The organism is Rhizobium johnstonii 3841, from assembly GCF_000009265.1.
In the GTDB taxonomy this organism is placed as follows: domain Bacteria; phylum Pseudomonadota; class Alphaproteobacteria; order Rhizobiales; family Rhizobiaceae; genus Rhizobium; species Rhizobium acaciae.
The window spans coordinates 3,005,003-3,021,002 of sequence record NC_008380.1 but is presented as its reverse complement, the minus strand read 5'-3'; the positions used below and the strand labels follow the sequence as shown (position 1 = coordinate 3,021,002).

General features: G+C 61.8%; 16 protein-coding genes. 13 read left to right on the top strand and 3 right to left on the bottom strand.

Annotation, left to right across the window (positions count from 1 at the left end; translation table 11 throughout):
- Positions 1 to 13: 13 nt before the first annotated feature.
- The 3 genes from RL_RS14755 to RL_RS41010 all read right to left on the bottom strand — a co-directional run bounded on the left by RL_RS14755 (position 14) and on the right by RL_RS41010 (position 2,337).
- Complete coding sequence (locus tag RL_RS14755) at positions 14 to 1,228, bottom strand: LysR family transcriptional regulator (protein WP_011652381.1); 1,215 nt, start codon at positions 1,226 to 1,228, stop codon at positions 14 to 16.
- Positions 1,225 to 2,106, bottom strand: a complete 882-nt coding sequence (locus tag RL_RS14750) for an NAD(P)-dependent oxidoreductase (RefSeq protein WP_011652380.1) — start codon at positions 2,104 to 2,106, stop codon at positions 1,225 to 1,227. Before RL_RS14750 ends, RL_RS14755 begins: the two co-directional genes overlap by 4 nt.
- Before the next feature lie 96 nt (positions 2,107 to 2,202).
- Positions 2,203 to 2,337, bottom strand: coding sequence for a hypothetical protein (locus RL_RS41010; RefSeq protein WP_261315767.1), 135 nt, complete (start codon positions 2,335 to 2,337; stop codon positions 2,203 to 2,205).
- Positions 2,338 to 2,500: 163 nt separating this feature from the next.
- On the opposite strand from RL_RS41010, the gene RL_RS14745 reads away from it, so the two are divergent.
- The 13 genes from RL_RS14745 (at position 2,501) to RL_RS14685 (ending at position 15,998) form a co-directional block, all read left to right on the top strand.
- Complete coding sequence (locus tag RL_RS14745) at positions 2,501 to 3,235, top strand: PIG-L deacetylase family protein (RefSeq protein ID WP_011652379.1); 735 nt, start codon at positions 2,501 to 2,503, stop codon at positions 3,233 to 3,235.
- Positions 3,236 to 3,268: 33 nt separating this feature from the next.
- The gene (locus RL_RS14740; protein ID WP_011652378.1) at positions 3,269 to 4,231 is read left to right on the top strand and encodes a VOC family protein; all 963 of its coding nucleotides are present in this window, start codon (positions 3,269 to 3,271) and stop codon (positions 4,229 to 4,231) included.
- Between the two features lie 2 nt (positions 4,232 to 4,233).
- Complete coding sequence (locus RL_RS14735) at positions 4,234 to 4,905, top strand: 4-carboxy-4-hydroxy-2-oxoadipate aldolase/oxaloacetate decarboxylase (protein WP_011652377.1); 672 nt, start codon at positions 4,234 to 4,236, stop codon at positions 4,903 to 4,905.
- Positions 4,898 to 5,965: a 4-oxalomesaconate tautomerase gene (locus tag RL_RS14730; protein WP_011652376.1), complete on the top strand. Its 1,068-nt coding sequence runs from the start codon at positions 4,898 to 4,900 to the stop codon at positions 5,963 to 5,965. Before RL_RS14735 ends, RL_RS14730 begins: the two co-directional genes overlap by 8 nt.
- Before the next feature lie 90 nt (positions 5,966 to 6,055).
- A complete protein-coding gene (locus RL_RS14725; protein WP_011652375.1) occupies positions 6,056 to 6,886 on the top strand; it encodes an amidohydrolase family protein in 831 nt (276 codons plus the stop codon).
- 342 nt (positions 6,887 to 7,228) lie between these two features.
- Entirely contained in the window at positions 7,229 to 8,158 is a 930-nt protein-coding gene (locus RL_RS14720) for a LysR family transcriptional regulator (RefSeq protein ID WP_011652374.1), read from the top strand.
- Positions 8,159 to 8,320: 162 nt separating this feature from the next.
- Positions 8,321 to 9,205, top strand: a complete 885-nt coding sequence (locus RL_RS14715) for a shikimate dehydrogenase family protein (protein WP_244432333.1) — start codon at positions 8,321 to 8,323, stop codon at positions 9,203 to 9,205.
- Positions 9,202 to 11,094, top strand: coding sequence for a bifunctional sugar phosphate isomerase/epimerase/4-hydroxyphenylpyruvate dioxygenase family protein (locus RL_RS14710; protein WP_011652372.1), 1,893 nt, complete (start codon positions 9,202 to 9,204; stop codon positions 11,092 to 11,094). The genes RL_RS14715 and RL_RS14710 overlap by 4 nt, the downstream gene beginning before the upstream one ends.
- Before the next feature lie 91 nt (positions 11,095 to 11,185).
- A complete protein-coding gene (locus RL_RS14705; protein WP_011652371.1) occupies positions 11,186 to 12,028 on the top strand; it encodes a shikimate dehydrogenase in 843 nt (280 codons plus the stop codon).
- 134 nt (positions 12,029 to 12,162) lie between these two features.
- On the top strand, positions 12,163 to 13,311 hold the full coding sequence (locus RL_RS14700) for an ABC transporter substrate-binding protein (protein WP_011652370.1): 1,149 nt from the start codon (positions 12,163 to 12,165) through the stop codon (positions 13,309 to 13,311).
- A 49-nt stretch (positions 13,312 to 13,360) separates the two neighbouring features.
- Positions 13,361 to 14,245 (top strand): branched-chain amino acid ABC transporter permease, encoded by an 885-nt coding sequence (locus RL_RS14695; protein WP_011652369.1) that lies wholly within the window; start codon positions 13,361 to 13,363, stop codon positions 14,243 to 14,245.
- Complete coding sequence (locus tag RL_RS14690) at positions 14,242 to 15,255, top strand: branched-chain amino acid ABC transporter permease (RefSeq protein WP_011652368.1); 1,014 nt, start codon at positions 14,242 to 14,244, stop codon at positions 15,253 to 15,255. Before RL_RS14695 ends, RL_RS14690 begins: the two co-directional genes overlap by 4 nt.
- Positions 15,252 to 15,998: an ABC transporter ATP-binding protein gene (locus RL_RS14685; RefSeq protein WP_011652367.1), complete on the top strand. Its 747-nt coding sequence runs from the start codon at positions 15,252 to 15,254 to the stop codon at positions 15,996 to 15,998. Before RL_RS14690 ends, RL_RS14685 begins: the two co-directional genes overlap by 4 nt.
- Positions 15,999 to 16,000: the final 2 nt, after the last annotated feature.

The following is a 16,000-nucleotide window of genomic DNA, read 5'->3' as shown; positions in this document are numbered from 1 at the left end:
TCGCCGATCCGCTTCACGGCGTTTCGGCGGCAGGCTCCTCCTTCGACGAGACGAACCTCAGGAATTGTTCTTGCGCGCGCGTCGGCATCCAGTTGATGCGCAAGGTGAGGCCGATCGGGCGTGCGGTGTGGCTGAGGTCGAGCGGCAATGCCTTGAGGAGGCCGCGTGACAATTCCGCCTGGGCCTGCAGGTAGGAAATGCAGCCGAGATGGTCCGTTCCGTTCAGCAGTTCGCGCATCAGGATGAGCGAACTGGACTCGACGATGCTCGTCGGCGGGTGGTCCAGGCCCTCGAACAGGGTGTCGAAATGCCGCCGGATCGGCGTGCCGCGCTGGCCGACGATCCATGGATAGGCCGCGAGTTCCTCGACCGTGAGCTGCTCGGAGCGTGTCGTCAGCGGATGGTTGCTGCCGGCGACGACGACCAGCGTATCGGTGAACAGGAAGCGTTGCTCGACGTCACCGATCGGTGCGGGATCGCGCAACGCGCCGATCAGGAAATCGATCTCGCCGCGCCTGAGGCCGGCAAGCAGGTCGGCATAGGGACCCTCCAGAATGTGGATCGGCGTGTTCGGACGGAACTTCCGGAACTCGGCGATGGCTCTCGGAAGCACGAAGGAGCGCGAAAGCGGCATCGCACCGACGACGATCCGGCCGGCTTCCTCTGAAAGTGTTTCGGCGAGATCCACCTCCGCCTGCGCCAGTTCGGCGAAGGCGAGGCGTGCGGCCTGGGCGAGCGTTCCGGCGGCGCGGGTGGCGACGATGCCATAGGAGGTCCGCTCGAACAACGGGCGGGCGGCTTCCTCCTCGAGTTGCGTCACCGCCCGGTGAACGGTCGGCTGGGCCAGGCCGAGCCTGCGGGCGGCAAGCGTGAAGTTCTCGGCCTCGCGGACGGCGATGAGGGCCTGCAGTTGAGAGGACGTCGCGACCATGCGAAGGCGTGGGCTGAGTTCATTGAGGGCCGGATCGAGGAAGCCGAAGGCTCTTCGCACGCGCTTTGCGAGAACATCCCCTTGCGCGTTGGCGAACAGGCCTTGCGGGGTCCTGGTAAAAAGGGTCGTTCGCAGGGCGCGTTCGATCTTGGAGAGCGCCTGCGTGACCGCGGGCTGCGAGAGATGGCAGACATCGGCCGCCCGGGTGACGGAATTGGTGTCGACCACGGCAAGGAAGACCCTCAGATGGCGAAGGTTGTGCTGGACTTGCAATGCCGGAGACGCCGCTGAATTCAAGTCAAATCACGCTCCAAAATGGCATCGGCCCGCGCTTCCAGGGAATTTTCCGGCATCAGGATGTCCAATTCGCCGATCCGGCGCTGCCAGTCGGCCGTCGCCGAGGCCATGCGATCCGGCAGCCCCAGTTCTCTCAGTGTCGCGGCGACTTCCTGCATTTCCGCGGCCCGCCGCTTGCCATGTATCATCATGCGTTCAAGGTTGTAAGCTGCACGCATCGTCCAGTCTATGCCAGGATCCGAGGCCTGGAGAGATGCGAGCACCGCTTTTTCCACGCCGGCGCGGCGGGCAGCCAGCAGGCATTCCGCAGTCAGCGCCTCGAAGCCCTTGATCATCACCGACCGCAGCATCTTGATCGACGAGGCCTGTCCTATCTCGTCTCCCGCCGTCCGGGCCTGCATTCCGAGGCCAAGGAGCACGTGCTGCGCCCGTTCTGCCGACGATCCTGAGACCAAGAGCGGCGTGCGATGGCGGGCGGGATGAACGGGCGACATCACTGCGACGTCGACGTAGACGGCGCCGGCTGCTTCGACGAGCCTGGCGGCGGCGGCCTTTGTTGCGGGAGAGCAGGAGTTGCAGTCGAGATAAAGCGCGTCTCTCCCGAGGAATTCGGCGACCCGGGTCGCCGCTTCCAGGGCGCGGTCTGCGGTGACCAGGCTGAAGACGGTGCCGGCACCCGCTAGCGCCTGTGCCGGTGTTTCGGCGCAATCGACACCGAGATCCGAACATGCCTGCAGCAGATCGCCAAGCTGGGATGGATCTTCAACCTTTATGTCGAAGGTGGAGATATTTTCAGGCGATGCGCCGTTCTCGGATCGCCAGCCCGATACGAAGGCCTGCGCCGCTTCGCCGAATCCGATCGTTGCAATAGCCGACATCCGCTTTTCCCTTTTCGATGCTGTTAGGCAGCCCGCTTTCTCGACCTGAAGTTGGAGAGGCAAGCGCGGCTTCAGCCGCGCTTGCCATGGCTGGTATCAATGAGCCGGATCCTTGACGCTCTCGAACGTCTGGAATTCGGTATTGTAGAACTCGCCGTCCACTTTTTCGACCTTGCGCACTTCGAGATCGATCTTGGCCTTAGGCTGTCGGGAGATGCGGGAAATGCCCATTTCAAAATGATCCATTAAATATAAGAAAAAGCTATAGTTCTCTGGCTGTTGAGCCGCTTGAGAAGATTCCCTATAGCGAAAACTTATAGGCTCTGCGGCAATTCCAAATTGGCAAAAGGCAGCCTGGGGAATGAAATCCCTCCAACGAGGAAGGAGGGATTTCATGTCGGAAAAGAAGACGGCCCTCGTCATCAGCGCCCATGCCGCGGATTTCGTCTGGCGCTGCGGTGGCGCGATCGCGCTGCATGCCGAAATGGGGTACGACGTCACGGTCGTCTGCCTGTCCTTCGGAGAGCGCGGCGAATCCGCCAAGCTGGGGAAGCAGCCCGGCATCACGCTCGAGAAGGTTAAGGCGGCGCGCAGGGCCGAGTCGGAGAAGGCGGCAAAGGCGCTCGGCGTCCACGACCTCATCAGCTTCGATCTCGGCGACTATCCCCTGAGACTGACCGATGACGACAAATACCGCCTTGTCGACGTCATAAGGCAGCTTCAACCGTCCTTCATGCTCAGTCACTCCCAGTACGACCCCTATAACACCGATCATATGTATGCGACCCAGGTGGCGCTCGAGACGCGGATGATTGCGCAGGCATGGGGCCACAATCCCGGACAGAAGGTGCTCGGCGCCCCCCAGCTTTACCTCTTCGAGCCACACCAGACCGAACAGATGGGCTGGAAGCCTGATGTCTTCCTCGACATCACCTCGGTGTGGGAGAAGAAGCGTGCGGCGATCGAGTGCATGGAAGGCCAGGAACACCTCTGGGAATTCTATACCCGCGTCGCGCAGAACCGCGCGAACCATTTCCAGCGAAATTCCGGCGGGCAGTCCGGCGGCCGCGCTGCCAAATATGCGGAAGGCTTTCAGTCGGTCTTTCCGCGCACGGTCGACGAGCTTTGATCGCCATGCGGAGAGATCGGAGGAGGAGATTAGATGGAGCCCTGTTTCGACATTGCGCATCTGGCGCATGTCGAGATGTATTCGAACAAGTTCGAAGAAAGTCTCGACTTCTTTCTGCGGGTCTACGGCCTGAGCCTTGCCGGCCAGGACGAGAATTCCGCCTATCTCAGGGCATGGGACGATTACGAGTTCCATACGCTGAAGCTGACGCGCCATCACACGACCGGCGTCGGCCACATTGCTTACCGAGCCTCGTCGCCGGAGGCGCTCGACCGGCGGGTGAAGGCGATCGAGGCGAGCGGTTACAAGGTTCTCGGCTGGGTCGACGGCGATCTCGGCCACAACAGCGCCTTCCGCTTCGAGGATCCCTTCGGGCATGTGTTCGAAATCTATTACGACACCGTGCGCTACAGACCGCCCGATGACGAAAAGCCTGCTCTGAAGAACATCGCGCAGCGTTTTCACGGCCGGGGATGCCATCCCCGGCGTCTCGACCATCTCAATCTTCTGGCCTCGGATGTTTCCGAGTTCAGGCGGTTCATGGAGACGTGTCTCGGATCCCGGGTGACCGAGATGATCCAGCTCGACAACGGGCGCGTGGGCGGCTGCTGGTTCACCATCAACAACAAGGGCTACGACCTTGCCTGCACCGAGGAGCATGGCCGCGGCAACGCCCGTCTTCACCATGTCACCTATGCGACGGACACGCGGGACGACATTCTGCGGGCGGCCGACATCTTTCTGGAAAATGGCGTCCATATCGAGACCGGCCCGCACAAGCACGCCATCCAGGGCACGTATTTCCTCTACGTCTGGGAGCCGGCCGGCAATCGCGTCGAGCTTGCCAATGCCGGCGCGCGTCTCATCCTGGCGCCCGATTGGGAGCCGATCGTCTGGACCGAGGCCGACCGGAAAAAGGGGCAGGCCTGGGGACTGAAGACGATCGAAACATTCCATACCCACGGCACGCCGCCGGCGGACAAGAACGGAGCATAAGCATGGGCATCGTCGTACAGAACATACCACGGGCGGAAGCTGATGTGATCGACAGGCTCGCCAAATCAGGCGTCGCGACGGTCCACGAAGCCCAGGGGCGCAAAGGCATGCTCGCCAGCCATATGAGACCAATCTATTCAGGTGCGCAGATCGCCGGCTCCGCCATTACGATCTCCGCACCGCCCGGTGATAACTGGATGATCCATGTGGCGATCGAGCAGATCCAGGCCGGCGACATCCTGGTGCTTTCGCCGACCTCGCCCTGTGACAACGGTTATTTCGGCGACCTGCTTGCCACCTCGGCGCGGGCGCGAGGTTGCCGCGGCCTTGTCATCGACGCCGGTGTCCGCGATATCAGGGATCTGACCCAGATGCAGTTCCCCGTGTGGTCCAAGGCCGTGTCCGCGCAGGGGACCGTCAAGGAAACGCTCGGTTCGGTCAACGTTCCGATCGTCTGCGCTGGCGCCTTCATCGAAGCCGGCGACATCATCGTCGCCGACGACGACGGGGTGTGCGTGGTGAAGCTCAACGCGGCCGAGGAGGTTCTGACTGCTGCCGAGAACCGTGTGGCGAACGAGGAGGCCAAGCGGCAACGCCTCGCCGCCGGCGAACTCGGGCTCGATATCTATGACATGCGGTCGAAGCTCCGGGAAAAGGGGCTTAAATATGTATGAGGACGGCATTCCCTGCCTCTGGATGCGAGGCGGAACGTCGAAAGGCGCCTATTTCCTGGCCGACGACCTGCCCGGAGATCCCGGCGAACGGGACGCGCTGTTGCTTGCCATCATGGGCTCACCGGACCCGCGGCAGATCGACGGGATCGGCGGCGCCGATCCGCTGACCTCCAAGGTCGCGGTGCTCTCCGCCTCTTCGCGCGAAGACGCTGACGTCGATTATCTTTTCCTGCAGGTCTTCGTCGACCAAGCGCTGGTCAGCGATGCGCAGGGGTGCGGAAACATTCTTTCCGGCGTCGGTCCGGCCGCCATCGAGCGGTGTCTGGTGAAGGCATCGGGCGAGATTACGCCCGTCCGCATCCATATGGTCAACTCCGGCGAGGTTGCCGTTGCCAGGATCGAGACGCCGAACGGTAAGGTCAACTACCAGGGCAAGGCCGAAATCGCCGGTGTGCCGGGAAGCCACGCCGCTGTACCGCTGCTCTTCGTCAACATCGCGGGCTCGATGTGCGGCGCCCTTCTTCCGACAGGAAACGAGGTCGATATCATCGACGGCGTCGAGGCGACGCTGATCGACAACGGCATGCCCTGCGTGATCATGCGGGCCTCGGACTTCGGGCTTTCAGGCACGGAGAGCCGCGAGGCCCTGGAAGTAAATGAGGGCCTCAAGCAGCGTATCGAAGTCATTCGCCTGAAGGCCGGGCCGATGATGAATCTCGGCGACGTCAGTGCCGCGTCCGTTCCCAAGATGACCCTGGTATCGGAGCCCCGAACCGGCGGATCGATCGGCACGCGCAGCTTCATTCCGCACCGCGTTCACGCCTCGGTCGGCGTGCTCGCCGCCGTCACCGTTGCGACGGCGACGCGGCTTGTCCGTTCTCCGGCGCATGCGCTGGCTCATGCTTCCACAGATGGCCGTTACCGGATCGAGCATCCCACAGGTGACATGGAAGTGTTCCTCGATCTGGCCGCGGACGGCTCGGTCCGGGGGGCGGGGACGATCAGAACGGCGCGCAAGCTGTTCGACGGGAGGGTGTTTGCGAATGTGCCCGCTTGGTGAGGGACCGCACTGATGAAATCATAATGCAGAACGGCGCAGTCACGGGTCGCGCGTGAATGAAATCTACGTGCGCCGTCGTCGGGAGGACGAATGAGTATTTTTGAAGAGGCGAAGATCGACTGCCATGCGCATGTCCTCGATCCCGCGCAGTTTCCCTATGCGGAGGACGCGGCGTATAAGCCATGGGGGCAGGAGATCGGCACGACCGCCCAACTTGTGCAGGTGATGCAGGCCTATGGCACCCGCCACGCCCTTCTGGTGCAGCCGAACTCCGGATATGGCTCGGACAACAGCTGCATGCTCGATGCGATCCGGCGTCATCCGAAGCTCTTCAAGGGCGTGGCGATTGCCGCTCTCGACGCAGAGACGGCCACACTTCGCGCGCTTCGGGACCAGGGCATCGTCGGAATTGCCCTCAATCCGACCTTCCATGGAAACGCTTATTACGAGAGCGCTTCCGGCTTGATGGAGAAGCTCGCCAAGCTCGATATGTTCGTCCAGATACAGGTCGAGCACGACCAGCTGGCGATGTTCCGGCCATGGATCGAAAAAATCCCCGTACGGGTATTGATCGATCACTGCGGACGCCCGACGCCCCGCGATGGGTTGGACTATCCCGGATTCGAGACGCTGCTGCGGCTTTCCGATACCGGCCGCGTCCATGTGAAGCTGTCCGGCTACGCGAAGTTTGCGGGCACGGCCTACCCCTTCGAAGATACCTGGCCTTTCCTGCGGGCGCTGGTCGGTGCCTTCGGGCTGGAACAATGCATGTGGGCTTCCGACTGGCCCTATCTGCGCGCGGCCGACCGCCAGGATTACGGCCCACTTCTCAAGCTGGTCGAAATGCTCTTTCCCGATGTCGAAGACCGTCGCCAGATTCTGTGGGAGACACCGCGCAGACTGTTCGGCTTCGGCAGCTAGAGCCTTTCCGGGTTAGATTGAAGCGTTCTGCCGGAGCAGGTTTTCGTCAGGGCAGAGGCGATTGGCGAAGGGCATACCCCTTGGTACGTCCGAGCCGATCGCCTCTGATCCTGGCGCAAAGATGCCCGGCCCTTCGGGTTGGCTGAAACGGGCCGCCTGATCGACCGGCCGGCTTGGCCGTAGAACTGGGCTACGACACGCGCCGGCCGGTCGACCATCCGACTCCGTTTGAGCCAACAGAATGCTTCAATCTAACCCGGAAAGGCTCTAGCGCTTGATTTCACGATCTGAACACGGCTTGCGGCAGCGGGCGCGGCACACCGGAAAGAGGAAGGAGTTTCGGTGCTGACACTGAGGCAGATAGAAATCATCCGCGCCATCATGGTGACCGGCACGATTGCGGGTGCGGCCAAGCTGCTGAACATTTCCGCGCCGGGCGTCAGCCGCCTGATGAAATATACCGAAGACATGGTCGGCGTGCCGCTCTTCAACCGGCGGCACGGCCGCTACGTGCCCACACCCGAAGCGCGCAATGTTTTCGATCTTCTCGACAACATTCATTTGAAGGTCGAAGACCTGCAGAACGCGATCGGGCGCCTCGGCAGCGGCGAGGGGCGCGAGTTGAGTTTTGCTTCTGTGCCGAGCATCGCCAACGCCATGGTGCCGCGTGCGGTCGAAAGGCTGAAGCGCCGCTTTCCCGATATCGGTATCGAAATCGACATCCTCAAGATCGAACAGTCGATCGACTATCTTCTGCTCGGCCGCGGAGAGGTCGTGGCAATCAGCTCGCGATTCGACCATTCGATCATCGATTTCGCGCCACTCGCCACGGGACGGCTGTTCTGCATCGTCGCGCTCGACAGCGAGCTTGCGCAGCAGGATTCGATCCGTCCGGCCGACATCGTCAAGCACCCGCTGATCGGCATCGATCCGAACGATCCTTACGGCCGCATCATGACCGAGATCTTCCGCCGCGAAGGGCTCTCATTCAACATGAAGATCAAAACCCGCTTCGGCACCACGGTGGGAAGCCTCGTCGCCGCCGGCCTGGGGATCGCCATCATCGACGAGTTCACCGTGGCTCACGGGAAGATGCCCGACGTGAAATGCCTCGAGATCGAAGCGAAGACCACGTTCAGCACCTATGCGGCCCACCGCAACGACATGGCCCTTTCCGTCTACGCGGAAGCACTCATCGAATCTCTGCGATCCGAAATGAAGGCCGTGTCGTCTCCGCCGCAACAGAAGGCGCAGAAACTGCGCAAAACTTAACATGATGTTACGGTTTGGGAGGATTTTGGTATTTGCGATTCATTTTTGACCAGTTCATCAATCGTCCCGTCGAAGATTTCTTTGGAGGCGGCAGGAGGAGGCCACCTCGCACGGAGGAGCGGATCCCCGTGTGAACTCTTCGCGATGGAGGATGGAGGATCAATGGTTTCGCCCAAGCGCAAGCGCCTTGTCACCGGCAAGACCATCGTCATCCCGCTAGTCGGCCACCCTGTCGAGCAGGTCAAGTCGCCCGGTCCGATAAACAACTGGTTTGCCGAGCACGGCGTCGACGCCGTCATCGTGCCGATGGATATCCGTCCGGAAAAGGTCGCCAGCTTCTTCGACGTCCTCAGGGCGATGGAGAACTGCGCCGGCTGCTCCATCACCATGCCGCACAAGCAGGCCGCCTTCGTGGCCTGCGACGAGGTCAGCGAACGGGCTCGCCGCGCAAGAGCCGTCAATACCATCAGGCGATCGCCTTCAGGAAAGCTCATCGGCGAGATGACCGACGGGATGGCGTTCATCGCCGCGCTCGGCGGTCATGGTGTCAGGGTGCGCGGCTGCAATGCCCTGCTGATCGGAGCTGGCGGCGCGGGCATGGCGATCGCGTTCGAACTGGCTTCGGAGGGCGCAAGCTCGCTTACCATCATCGAGCCCGACCAGATGCGCCGCAGAGCGCTCGAGGCCGAGTTGAGCCGCTATCATCCCGCACTCGAAGTGTTCGATCGCGTTGCTGCCGGTCGGAAAATCGATATCGCCGTCAACGCTTCGCCGCTCGGCATGAACTTCGGCGATCCGCTTCCTTTTCCGATCGCCGAACTGGCCGGTGCGCTGATCGTCGCCGACGCCGTCACCAAGCCTGTCGTAACGCCCTGGCTGAAAGAGGCGGAGCGGCACGGGCTGAAGGTTCAAAACGGCGAGGAGATGGCATTGGCGCAACTGCCGATCCAGCTGAGCTACCTCCGGTTCATGAATTCGTCCTCGCGCTCCGCAGGCGAAGCGACCGGCGAGGACGAATTGTCCGTTGCGCCGGAGGCAGCGAAATGAAGACCTCGATTGCAACGGTCTCGATCAGCGGCGATCTCAGGGAGAAATTGGAGGCGATCTCCGCTGCCGGCTTCGACGGTGTCGAGATTTTCGAAAACGATTTCCTGACATTCGACGCGTCGCCCCGGGAGATCGGCCGGATGGTGCGCGACGCCGGGCTGGAGATCACCCTGTTCCAGCCGTTTCGCGACTTCGAGGGCATGCCCGAGCCGCACCGCTCCCGGACATTCGATCGCGCAGAACGGAAGTTCGACGTCATGCAGGAATTGGGCACCGAGCTGATGCTCGTCTGCTCCAACGTCTCGACCATCGCGCTCGGCGGTATCGATCGTGCCGCTGACGACTTCCGCGAACTCGGGGAACGCGCTGCCAAACGATCGATCCGGGTGGGATACGAGGCGCTCGCCTGGGGGCGTCACATCAACGATCACCGCGACGCCTGGGAGATCGTCCGCCGGGCCGACCATCCGAACATCGGCTTGATCCTCGACAGCTTCCACACGCTGGCGCGACGGATCGATGTCGAATCCATCCGGGCCATTCCCGGAGACCGCATCTTTATCGTGCAGCTTGCGGATGCGCCGATGATCGACATGGATCTGCTCTACCTCAGCCGGCATTTCCGCAATATGCCCGGAGAAGGCGACCTGCCCGTCGTCGACTTCATGCGGGCGGTCGCGGCGACGGGTTACAAGGGGCCGCTATCCCTGGAGATCTTCAACGACCAGTTTCGCGGCGGCTCCGCAAAACTGATCTCCGTCGACGGGCGCCGGTCGCTGGTCGACTTGGCGGATCGGGTGGCGCGCAGCGAAGGCGGCGTCTCCTTCGACGCGCCTCAGATACCGCCCCGCAGTTCCGTGCGGGGTGTGGAATTCATCGAATTCGCCACCAGCGCCGAGGACGCTGACGAACTCGCGGCCTTTCTCCACATCATGGGCTTCAAGACCTATGGCCGGCACAAGTCGAAGGCCGTGACCCTGTTGCGCCAGGGCGGCATCAATATCCTGCTCAACACCGAGCGGACGGGCTTTGCCTATTCGTCCTTCGTCGTCCACGGAACCTCCGCCTATGCCGTCTGCCTGAAGGTGGACGATGCGAGGGACGCCGTTGAAAGGGCCAAGGCACTCGGGGCGGAGCCTTTCGAGCAATCCGTGAGTCCGGGAGAGCTGACAATCCCAGCGATCCGGGGTGTCGGCGGCGGCCTCGTTTATTTCGTCGACGAAAAGAGCGAACTCGGCAGCCTGTGGGGGATCGACTTCGAGCCGGTGGAAGAGACGGACGCCGGCATGGCAGCCGGTCTTTTCAGGGTCGATCACGTCGGACAGACGATGAAAGCGGACGAATTGCCGTCCTGGCTGCTGTTCTACCTGTCGATCTTCGATCTCAGGAAGACGCCGATGATCGATATCGTCGATCCCTCGGGCCTCGTTCGCAGCCAAGTCGTCGAAAGCGCCGACGGTGCGCTGCGGATAACGATGAACGGCGCCGACAACCGACGCACGCTTGCCGGCCATTTCATCGCCGAAAACTTCGGCTCGAGCATCCAGCACCTGGCATTTGCGACGGCGGACATTTTCGCGACCGCCGAAGCGCTGAAGGCCAATGGATTTTCGCCGCTCAAGATCCCGCGCAACTACTACGACGACGTCGAGGCCCGCTTCGGCCTGAATCCCGTCATGGCGGACCGGCTGCGCGAGGCGAATATCCTCTACGATCGCGACGAACAGGGCGAATATCTTCAGCTCTACAGCCCAAGTTTCCGCGAAGGCTTTTTCTTTGAAATCGTCGAGCGGCGCGGCGGATACAGGGGATATGGCGCACCGAATGCGCCGTTCCGCATAGCCGCCCAGAAGCGCCATCTCCGACCGGAGGGCATGCCAGGTGCCTGACCCCGACCAGCCCACCATCATTGCAGGAAGACGTCGTATCGGTTTCCGAGCCGCCGAAAGCGTCGCGAAGAATTTCAGGGAGTGGACATAAATGGCGCAGAACCGCGCATTCGTCATGGGACATCCAATCGCACATTCGCGTTCGCCGATGCTGCACGGCTATTGGCTGAAACGCTGTGGGATCGAGGGCAGCTACGAGCGTCTGGACGTCCCGCCGCAAGATATCGATTCCTTTTTCTCAGGCTTCAGAGAGGCCGGATGGATCGGCGGCAATATCACCGTGCCGCACAAGACCGCCGTGATCCCGCATCTTGATCACATCGACGACGCGGCGAGGAAGATGGGCGCGGTCAACACCATCTGGTGGGAGGATGGCGTTCTCGTCGGCGGCAACACGGATGCCATCGGCTTCCTCGGCAATATCGACGAACTGGCGCCCGGCTGGGACAAGGGGAAGCGTGCCGTCATCCTCGGCGCCGGCGGCGCAACGCGGGCTGCCACCTACGGGCTTCTGAGCCGCGGACTGACGGTCGCCTTGTGTAACCGCACGGTTTCCAAGGCCGAGGCGCTGGCCTCGCATTTCGGCGCCGGCGTCAGCGCGCATGGAATGAACGCTCTGCCTGAACTCATCGCCGAATGCGACCTACTGGTGAACACGACCAGCCTCGGCATGATCGGGCAGCCGCCGCTCGATATCGATCTCAGCCCGCTGAAGAAGGATGCGATCGTCTACGACGTCATCTACGTGCCGCTCGAAACCGAGCTGATCAAGGCCGCGAAGGCCCGAGGGCATCGTAGCGTCGACGGGCTCGGCATGCTGCTGCATCAGGGCGTGGTCGGCTTCAACAGGTGGTTCAGGATCAAACCAGAAGTAACCGGCGAGCTTCGTCAAATTCTTATCGACGACATCCGCGCGAAGACACCGGGTGCGTGAGCGGGCGCAAGGCCGCCCCGGGGAGCGGCGGTCTGACGTCCTCAAGTGAATCCGTTCGAGCTCCGGCGCTGTAGCCGGCCTCGGGCGATTGGTGGAGGTCTCCTGCGTGGGCGGGAGGTATTTGGGAGGAAGACATGAAAAGACGTTATCTGATAGCTTGGGCCGCAGCGTCCCTCATCACGGGCGCTGCTCTTCATCCGCAGGGCGTGCGTGCCGAGGACACGGTCTCGTTGCCGTGCGTATGCGAACTCTCCGGCGCCGGCGCGGTGTCCGGCAAGAACTACCGGGACGGCGCCTACATGGCGGTCGAGGAGATCAACGCCGACGGCGGCATTCTCGGCAAGAAAATCGTCATGGACGATTACGATACGCAGTCGGACGCCCCGACGTCCCGCGCGCTCGTGCAGAAGGCGATCGACGCCGATGCCTATGCGATCATCGGGACGGTCTACTCCGGTTCGACGATTGTTAACATGCTGGTCGCAAAGCAGAACGGCGTCCCGCAGTTCACCGGTTCCGAAGCCCCGAACATCACACAGCAGGGCAATCCCTACATCTTCCGCACGTCGTCCAGCGCTGCAAAGGGCGTGCCGGGACTGACGCCCTATTTCAAGGACACGCTGAAGGCGAAGAAGATCGGCGTCGCCTGGGTGAACAACGAGTTCGGCAAGGGCGGCCATGACGTCTTCACCGACGAGATGAAGAAAGCCGGCATCGATATCGTCGCCGATGTTCCTTCCGAGCAGGGCCAGGCCGATTTCGCAGCCGACGTATCGAAGATCAAGGAATCAGGCGCCGAAGCCGTCTTCGTCTATCTGAACGAAGAGGAGGCCGCCCGCTTCCTGAAGGAAGCCAAAAAGCAGGGATTGAAGGTGCCGCTCGTCGGCGAAGTGACCCTGACCAGCCAGAAGGTCATCGATCTTGCCGGTGATGCCGCCGACGGCGCCTACGCGCATGTCGGCGTCACCGCCGGCGCCGACGTTCCAGCGATCCAGGCGTTCGGCGAGAAGTTCAAGCAGAAGTACAATCGCGCGACCGATCACAACGGTCTCAAGGGCTACGTCGCCGTCTATGCGGTGAAATACGTCTCCGAGATGAACGGCTCGCTCGACCGGGAGGCGCTGGCGAAGAAGCTGCACGGGCTGACGCTCGATGTCGCCAAATATCCCGGAATGCTGCTGACGACGACCTGGGACGATACCGGCGAAATGTCGCGTGAAAGCTTCATGACGCAGGTCGTCGACGGCAAACAGAAGGTTGTCGGCACCGTTCCGGCGAACTGAGGTTCAGCGCGGGTGCCGGCCGGGCCGGCACCCTTTCGAGGCAAGATCCATGCAACAGTTTCTGCAAGTCCTTATGTCGGGCCTGGCAACGGGATCGATCTACGCGCTGGCGGCGATCGGCTTCACGCTGCTCTGGCAAGCTGCGCAGACGGTCAACTTCGCGCAGGGCGAATTCGTCATGCTGCCCGCTTTCTTCATGCTGATGGCGCTTGGGGCTGGGCTGCCGATGCCTTTGGCCATTCTCGTCGCGCTTGCGGCTTCCGTTTTCGTGCTCGGCTATCTGTTCAAGCGGCTGATCGTGGAACCAATGCAGGCGTCGAAAGCAGGCGGAGGTCTTCCCCTGGTGATAGCGACCATGGCGTTGGCGATCCTGTTGAAGGAGAGCGTCAAGGAATTCTACGGGGCGGAAGCGCAGCCCTTTCCGGAGCTCGTCTCCGGTGGCAGCCTGAACGTCTTCGGCGCAGTCATTTCGGTCACTGACATCGCCCATCTTTTCATTTCGCTGGCGGTCGTCGTGGCTCTGACGCTGTTTCTCAACCGCACGAGAACGGGCCGCGCCATGCAGGCGACAGCACAGAATCCCAACGTGGCGGAAATTCTCGGCGTGGATACGAGACGCATGGTGCTCTACACCTTTCTGATCAACGCGGCACTCGCGTCGCTGGCATCGTTCCTGATCACGCCGTTCTATCTCGCGAAGTTCTCGAACGGGGAATATCTCGGTCTCATCGCTTTCATCGCCGCGATCGTCGGAGGCTTCAACCAGATCCGCGGCGCGCTCGTAGGCGGCCTGCTGATCGGCGTGCTCGACAATATGACGGCAACCTACGTGACCGCCGAATATCGGGCGGCCGTTCCGCTCGTCCTGCTCATCGTCATCATCCTGTGGCGGCCGGAAGGCCTGCTGGGTACGCCTGAGGGGAGGAAAGTATGATGAACCTCGTCCCGAAATGGCTGCTGATCGCCGTCGGAATAGCACTTCTCGCGCTTGCTCCGATCGGACACGGAAATTACGTGGCCCTCATCCTCTGCTCGTGGCTCATCTACACGATCGCGGCGATGGGCCTGAACCTGACGCTCGGCTATGCCGGACAGATATCCCTCGCGCAGGCCTCGTTCATGGCTGTCGGCGCCTATATCACCGCCCTCATGACCATGAACGGCATCCACTGGCTGATCGCCATGCCGGTATCGGTGGCCGCCTGTTTCGTGATCGGCCTGCTGGTGGGCTTTCCGGCGCTGCGCGTCAAAGGCCATTTCCTTGCCTTCGTCACGCTCGCCTTCAACACGCTGCTCGTGCTCGTGCTTCGCAACGAGGACTGGCTGACCGGGGGATCCTATGGAAAGTCGAACATGCCGCGGCCTGATTTCTGGGTGTTCGATACCGGCATGAAATCCACCGTCCTGTCGATCCCGCTGACGTCGAACCAGAAGATGTACTATCTCTGCCTGGTGGTCTTCGTGATCTTCGCCCTGCTGATGTACGGGCTGGTCCGTTCTCCATGGGGGCGTGCCTTCAAGGGCCTGCGCGAAAATCCAATTCGCGCCGAAAGCCTCGGCCTCGATATCCGCCGGATCACCCTGCTTGCCTTTGCGATCGGTTCGGCGGCCGGGGGGCTTGCCGGATCGCTGGTCTCGCCGGTGGTCCAATATATCGAGCCGAACTCCTTCGCGCTCAGTTTTTCGCTGAAAATTCTGCTGATGGTCGTCGTTGGCGGGTCCGGCTATTTCTTCGGCCCGATGCTGGGAGCCGCGGTGGTGATCCTTCTGCCGGAATTCCTTCGGTTCACCGAAGGCTATTACCTCATCATATATTCCGCGCTGGTGATCCTGCTCATGGTGTTTTCGCCGAGCGGCCTGATGGGGGTAGGCGGTCGACTGGTCGGCGCCGTTCGTCCGAGACGCGTCACCCGCGGCGACATGAAGGAAGGAGCACAGCTATGAACCCTTCCGTCCTCTCGGTGCGCAACATTTCCAAGACCTTCGGCGGTATCCAGGCCGTCAAGGACGTCAGCTTCGAAGTCATGAAAGGCGAGGTGCTCGGCCTGATCGGTCCGAACGGATCGGGAAAGTCCACTTTGTTCAATTGCGTGCTCGGTCAGCTCCGTCCGGATCGCGGCGAAGTCTTCGTCAACGGTCATGCCGTCGCCGGGATGAAGGCCTGCGACCTCGCCAAGCGCGGCGTCGGCCGCACGTTCCAGCAACTTTCGGTCTTCCCTGATATGACTGTGCTCGACAATATCATCCTTGCCGGCCAGGAGCATCAGGGAACCATGTTGTCGCGGCTGTTCGGAAAGCCCGATGCCGGTCTGACTCAGCAGGCCGAGCAACTCGTCGATTTCTTCAAGCTCCGGCATCTGAAAGAAGATAAGGCCGGCGCTCTTTCCTACGGCCAGCAGAAGCTGCTGGATGCGGCAATGGCCTTCATGGCCGGGCCGGATCTTGTTCTGCTGGACGAGCCGGCGGGCGGCGTCAACCTGACCATGCTCGGCAATCTGAAGGAACGCCTCCAGACATACAACCGCGATCACGATACGACCTTCGTGGTGATCGAGCACAACATGGAATTCGTGATGTCGCTCTGCACGCGGATCATCGTGCTGGCGGAAGGGGCAATCATTGCTGAGGGGGCACCGGACGAGATCCGCGCCAACCAGCAGGTCATCGACGCATATCTCGGAGGCTGAGC

What these genes read in the sequence shown, in the direction of transcription:
- RL_RS14685 (WP_011652367.1), top strand. Translation starts at nt 15,252, where the DNA reads ATGAACCCTTCCGTCCTCTCGGTGCGCAACATTTCCAAGACCTTCGGC.
- RL_RS14725 (WP_011652375.1), top strand. Translation starts at nt 6,056, where the DNA reads ATGAGTATTTTTGAAGAGGCGAAGATCGACTGCCATGCGCATGTCCTC.
- RL_RS41010 (WP_261315767.1), bottom strand. Translation starts at nt 2,337, where the DNA reads ATGGGCATTTCCCGCATCTCCCGACAGCCTAAGGCCAAGATCGATCTC.
- RL_RS14690 (WP_011652368.1), top strand. Translation starts at nt 14,242, where the DNA reads ATGATGAACCTCGTCCCGAAATGGCTGCTGATCGCCGTCGGAATAGCA.
- RL_RS14735 (WP_011652377.1), top strand. Translation starts at nt 4,234, where the DNA reads ATGGGCATCGTCGTACAGAACATACCACGGGCGGAAGCTGATGTGATC.
- RL_RS14695 (WP_011652369.1), top strand. Translation starts at nt 13,361, where the DNA reads ATGCAACAGTTTCTGCAAGTCCTTATGTCGGGCCTGGCAACGGGATCG.
- RL_RS14730 (WP_011652376.1), top strand. Translation starts at nt 4,898, where the DNA reads ATGTATGAGGACGGCATTCCCTGCCTCTGGATGCGAGGCGGAACGTCG.
- RL_RS14715 (WP_244432333.1), top strand. Translation starts at nt 8,321, where the DNA reads ATGGTTTCGCCCAAGCGCAAGCGCCTTGTCACCGGCAAGACCATCGTC.
- RL_RS14705 (WP_011652371.1), top strand. Translation starts at nt 11,186, where the DNA reads ATGGCGCAGAACCGCGCATTCGTCATGGGACATCCAATCGCACATTCG.
- RL_RS14750 (WP_011652380.1), bottom strand. Translation starts at nt 2,106, where the DNA reads ATGTCGGCTATTGCAACGATCGGATTCGGCGAAGCGGCGCAGGCCTTC.
- RL_RS14740 (WP_011652378.1), top strand. Translation starts at nt 3,269, where the DNA reads ATGGAGCCCTGTTTCGACATTGCGCATCTGGCGCATGTCGAGATGTAT.
- RL_RS14700 (WP_011652370.1), top strand. Translation starts at nt 12,163, where the DNA reads ATGAAAAGACGTTATCTGATAGCTTGGGCCGCAGCGTCCCTCATCACG.
- RL_RS14745 (WP_011652379.1), top strand. Translation starts at nt 2,501, where the DNA reads ATGTCGGAAAAGAAGACGGCCCTCGTCATCAGCGCCCATGCCGCGGAT.
- RL_RS14710 (WP_011652372.1), top strand. Translation starts at nt 9,202, where the DNA reads ATGAAGACCTCGATTGCAACGGTCTCGATCAGCGGCGATCTCAGGGAG.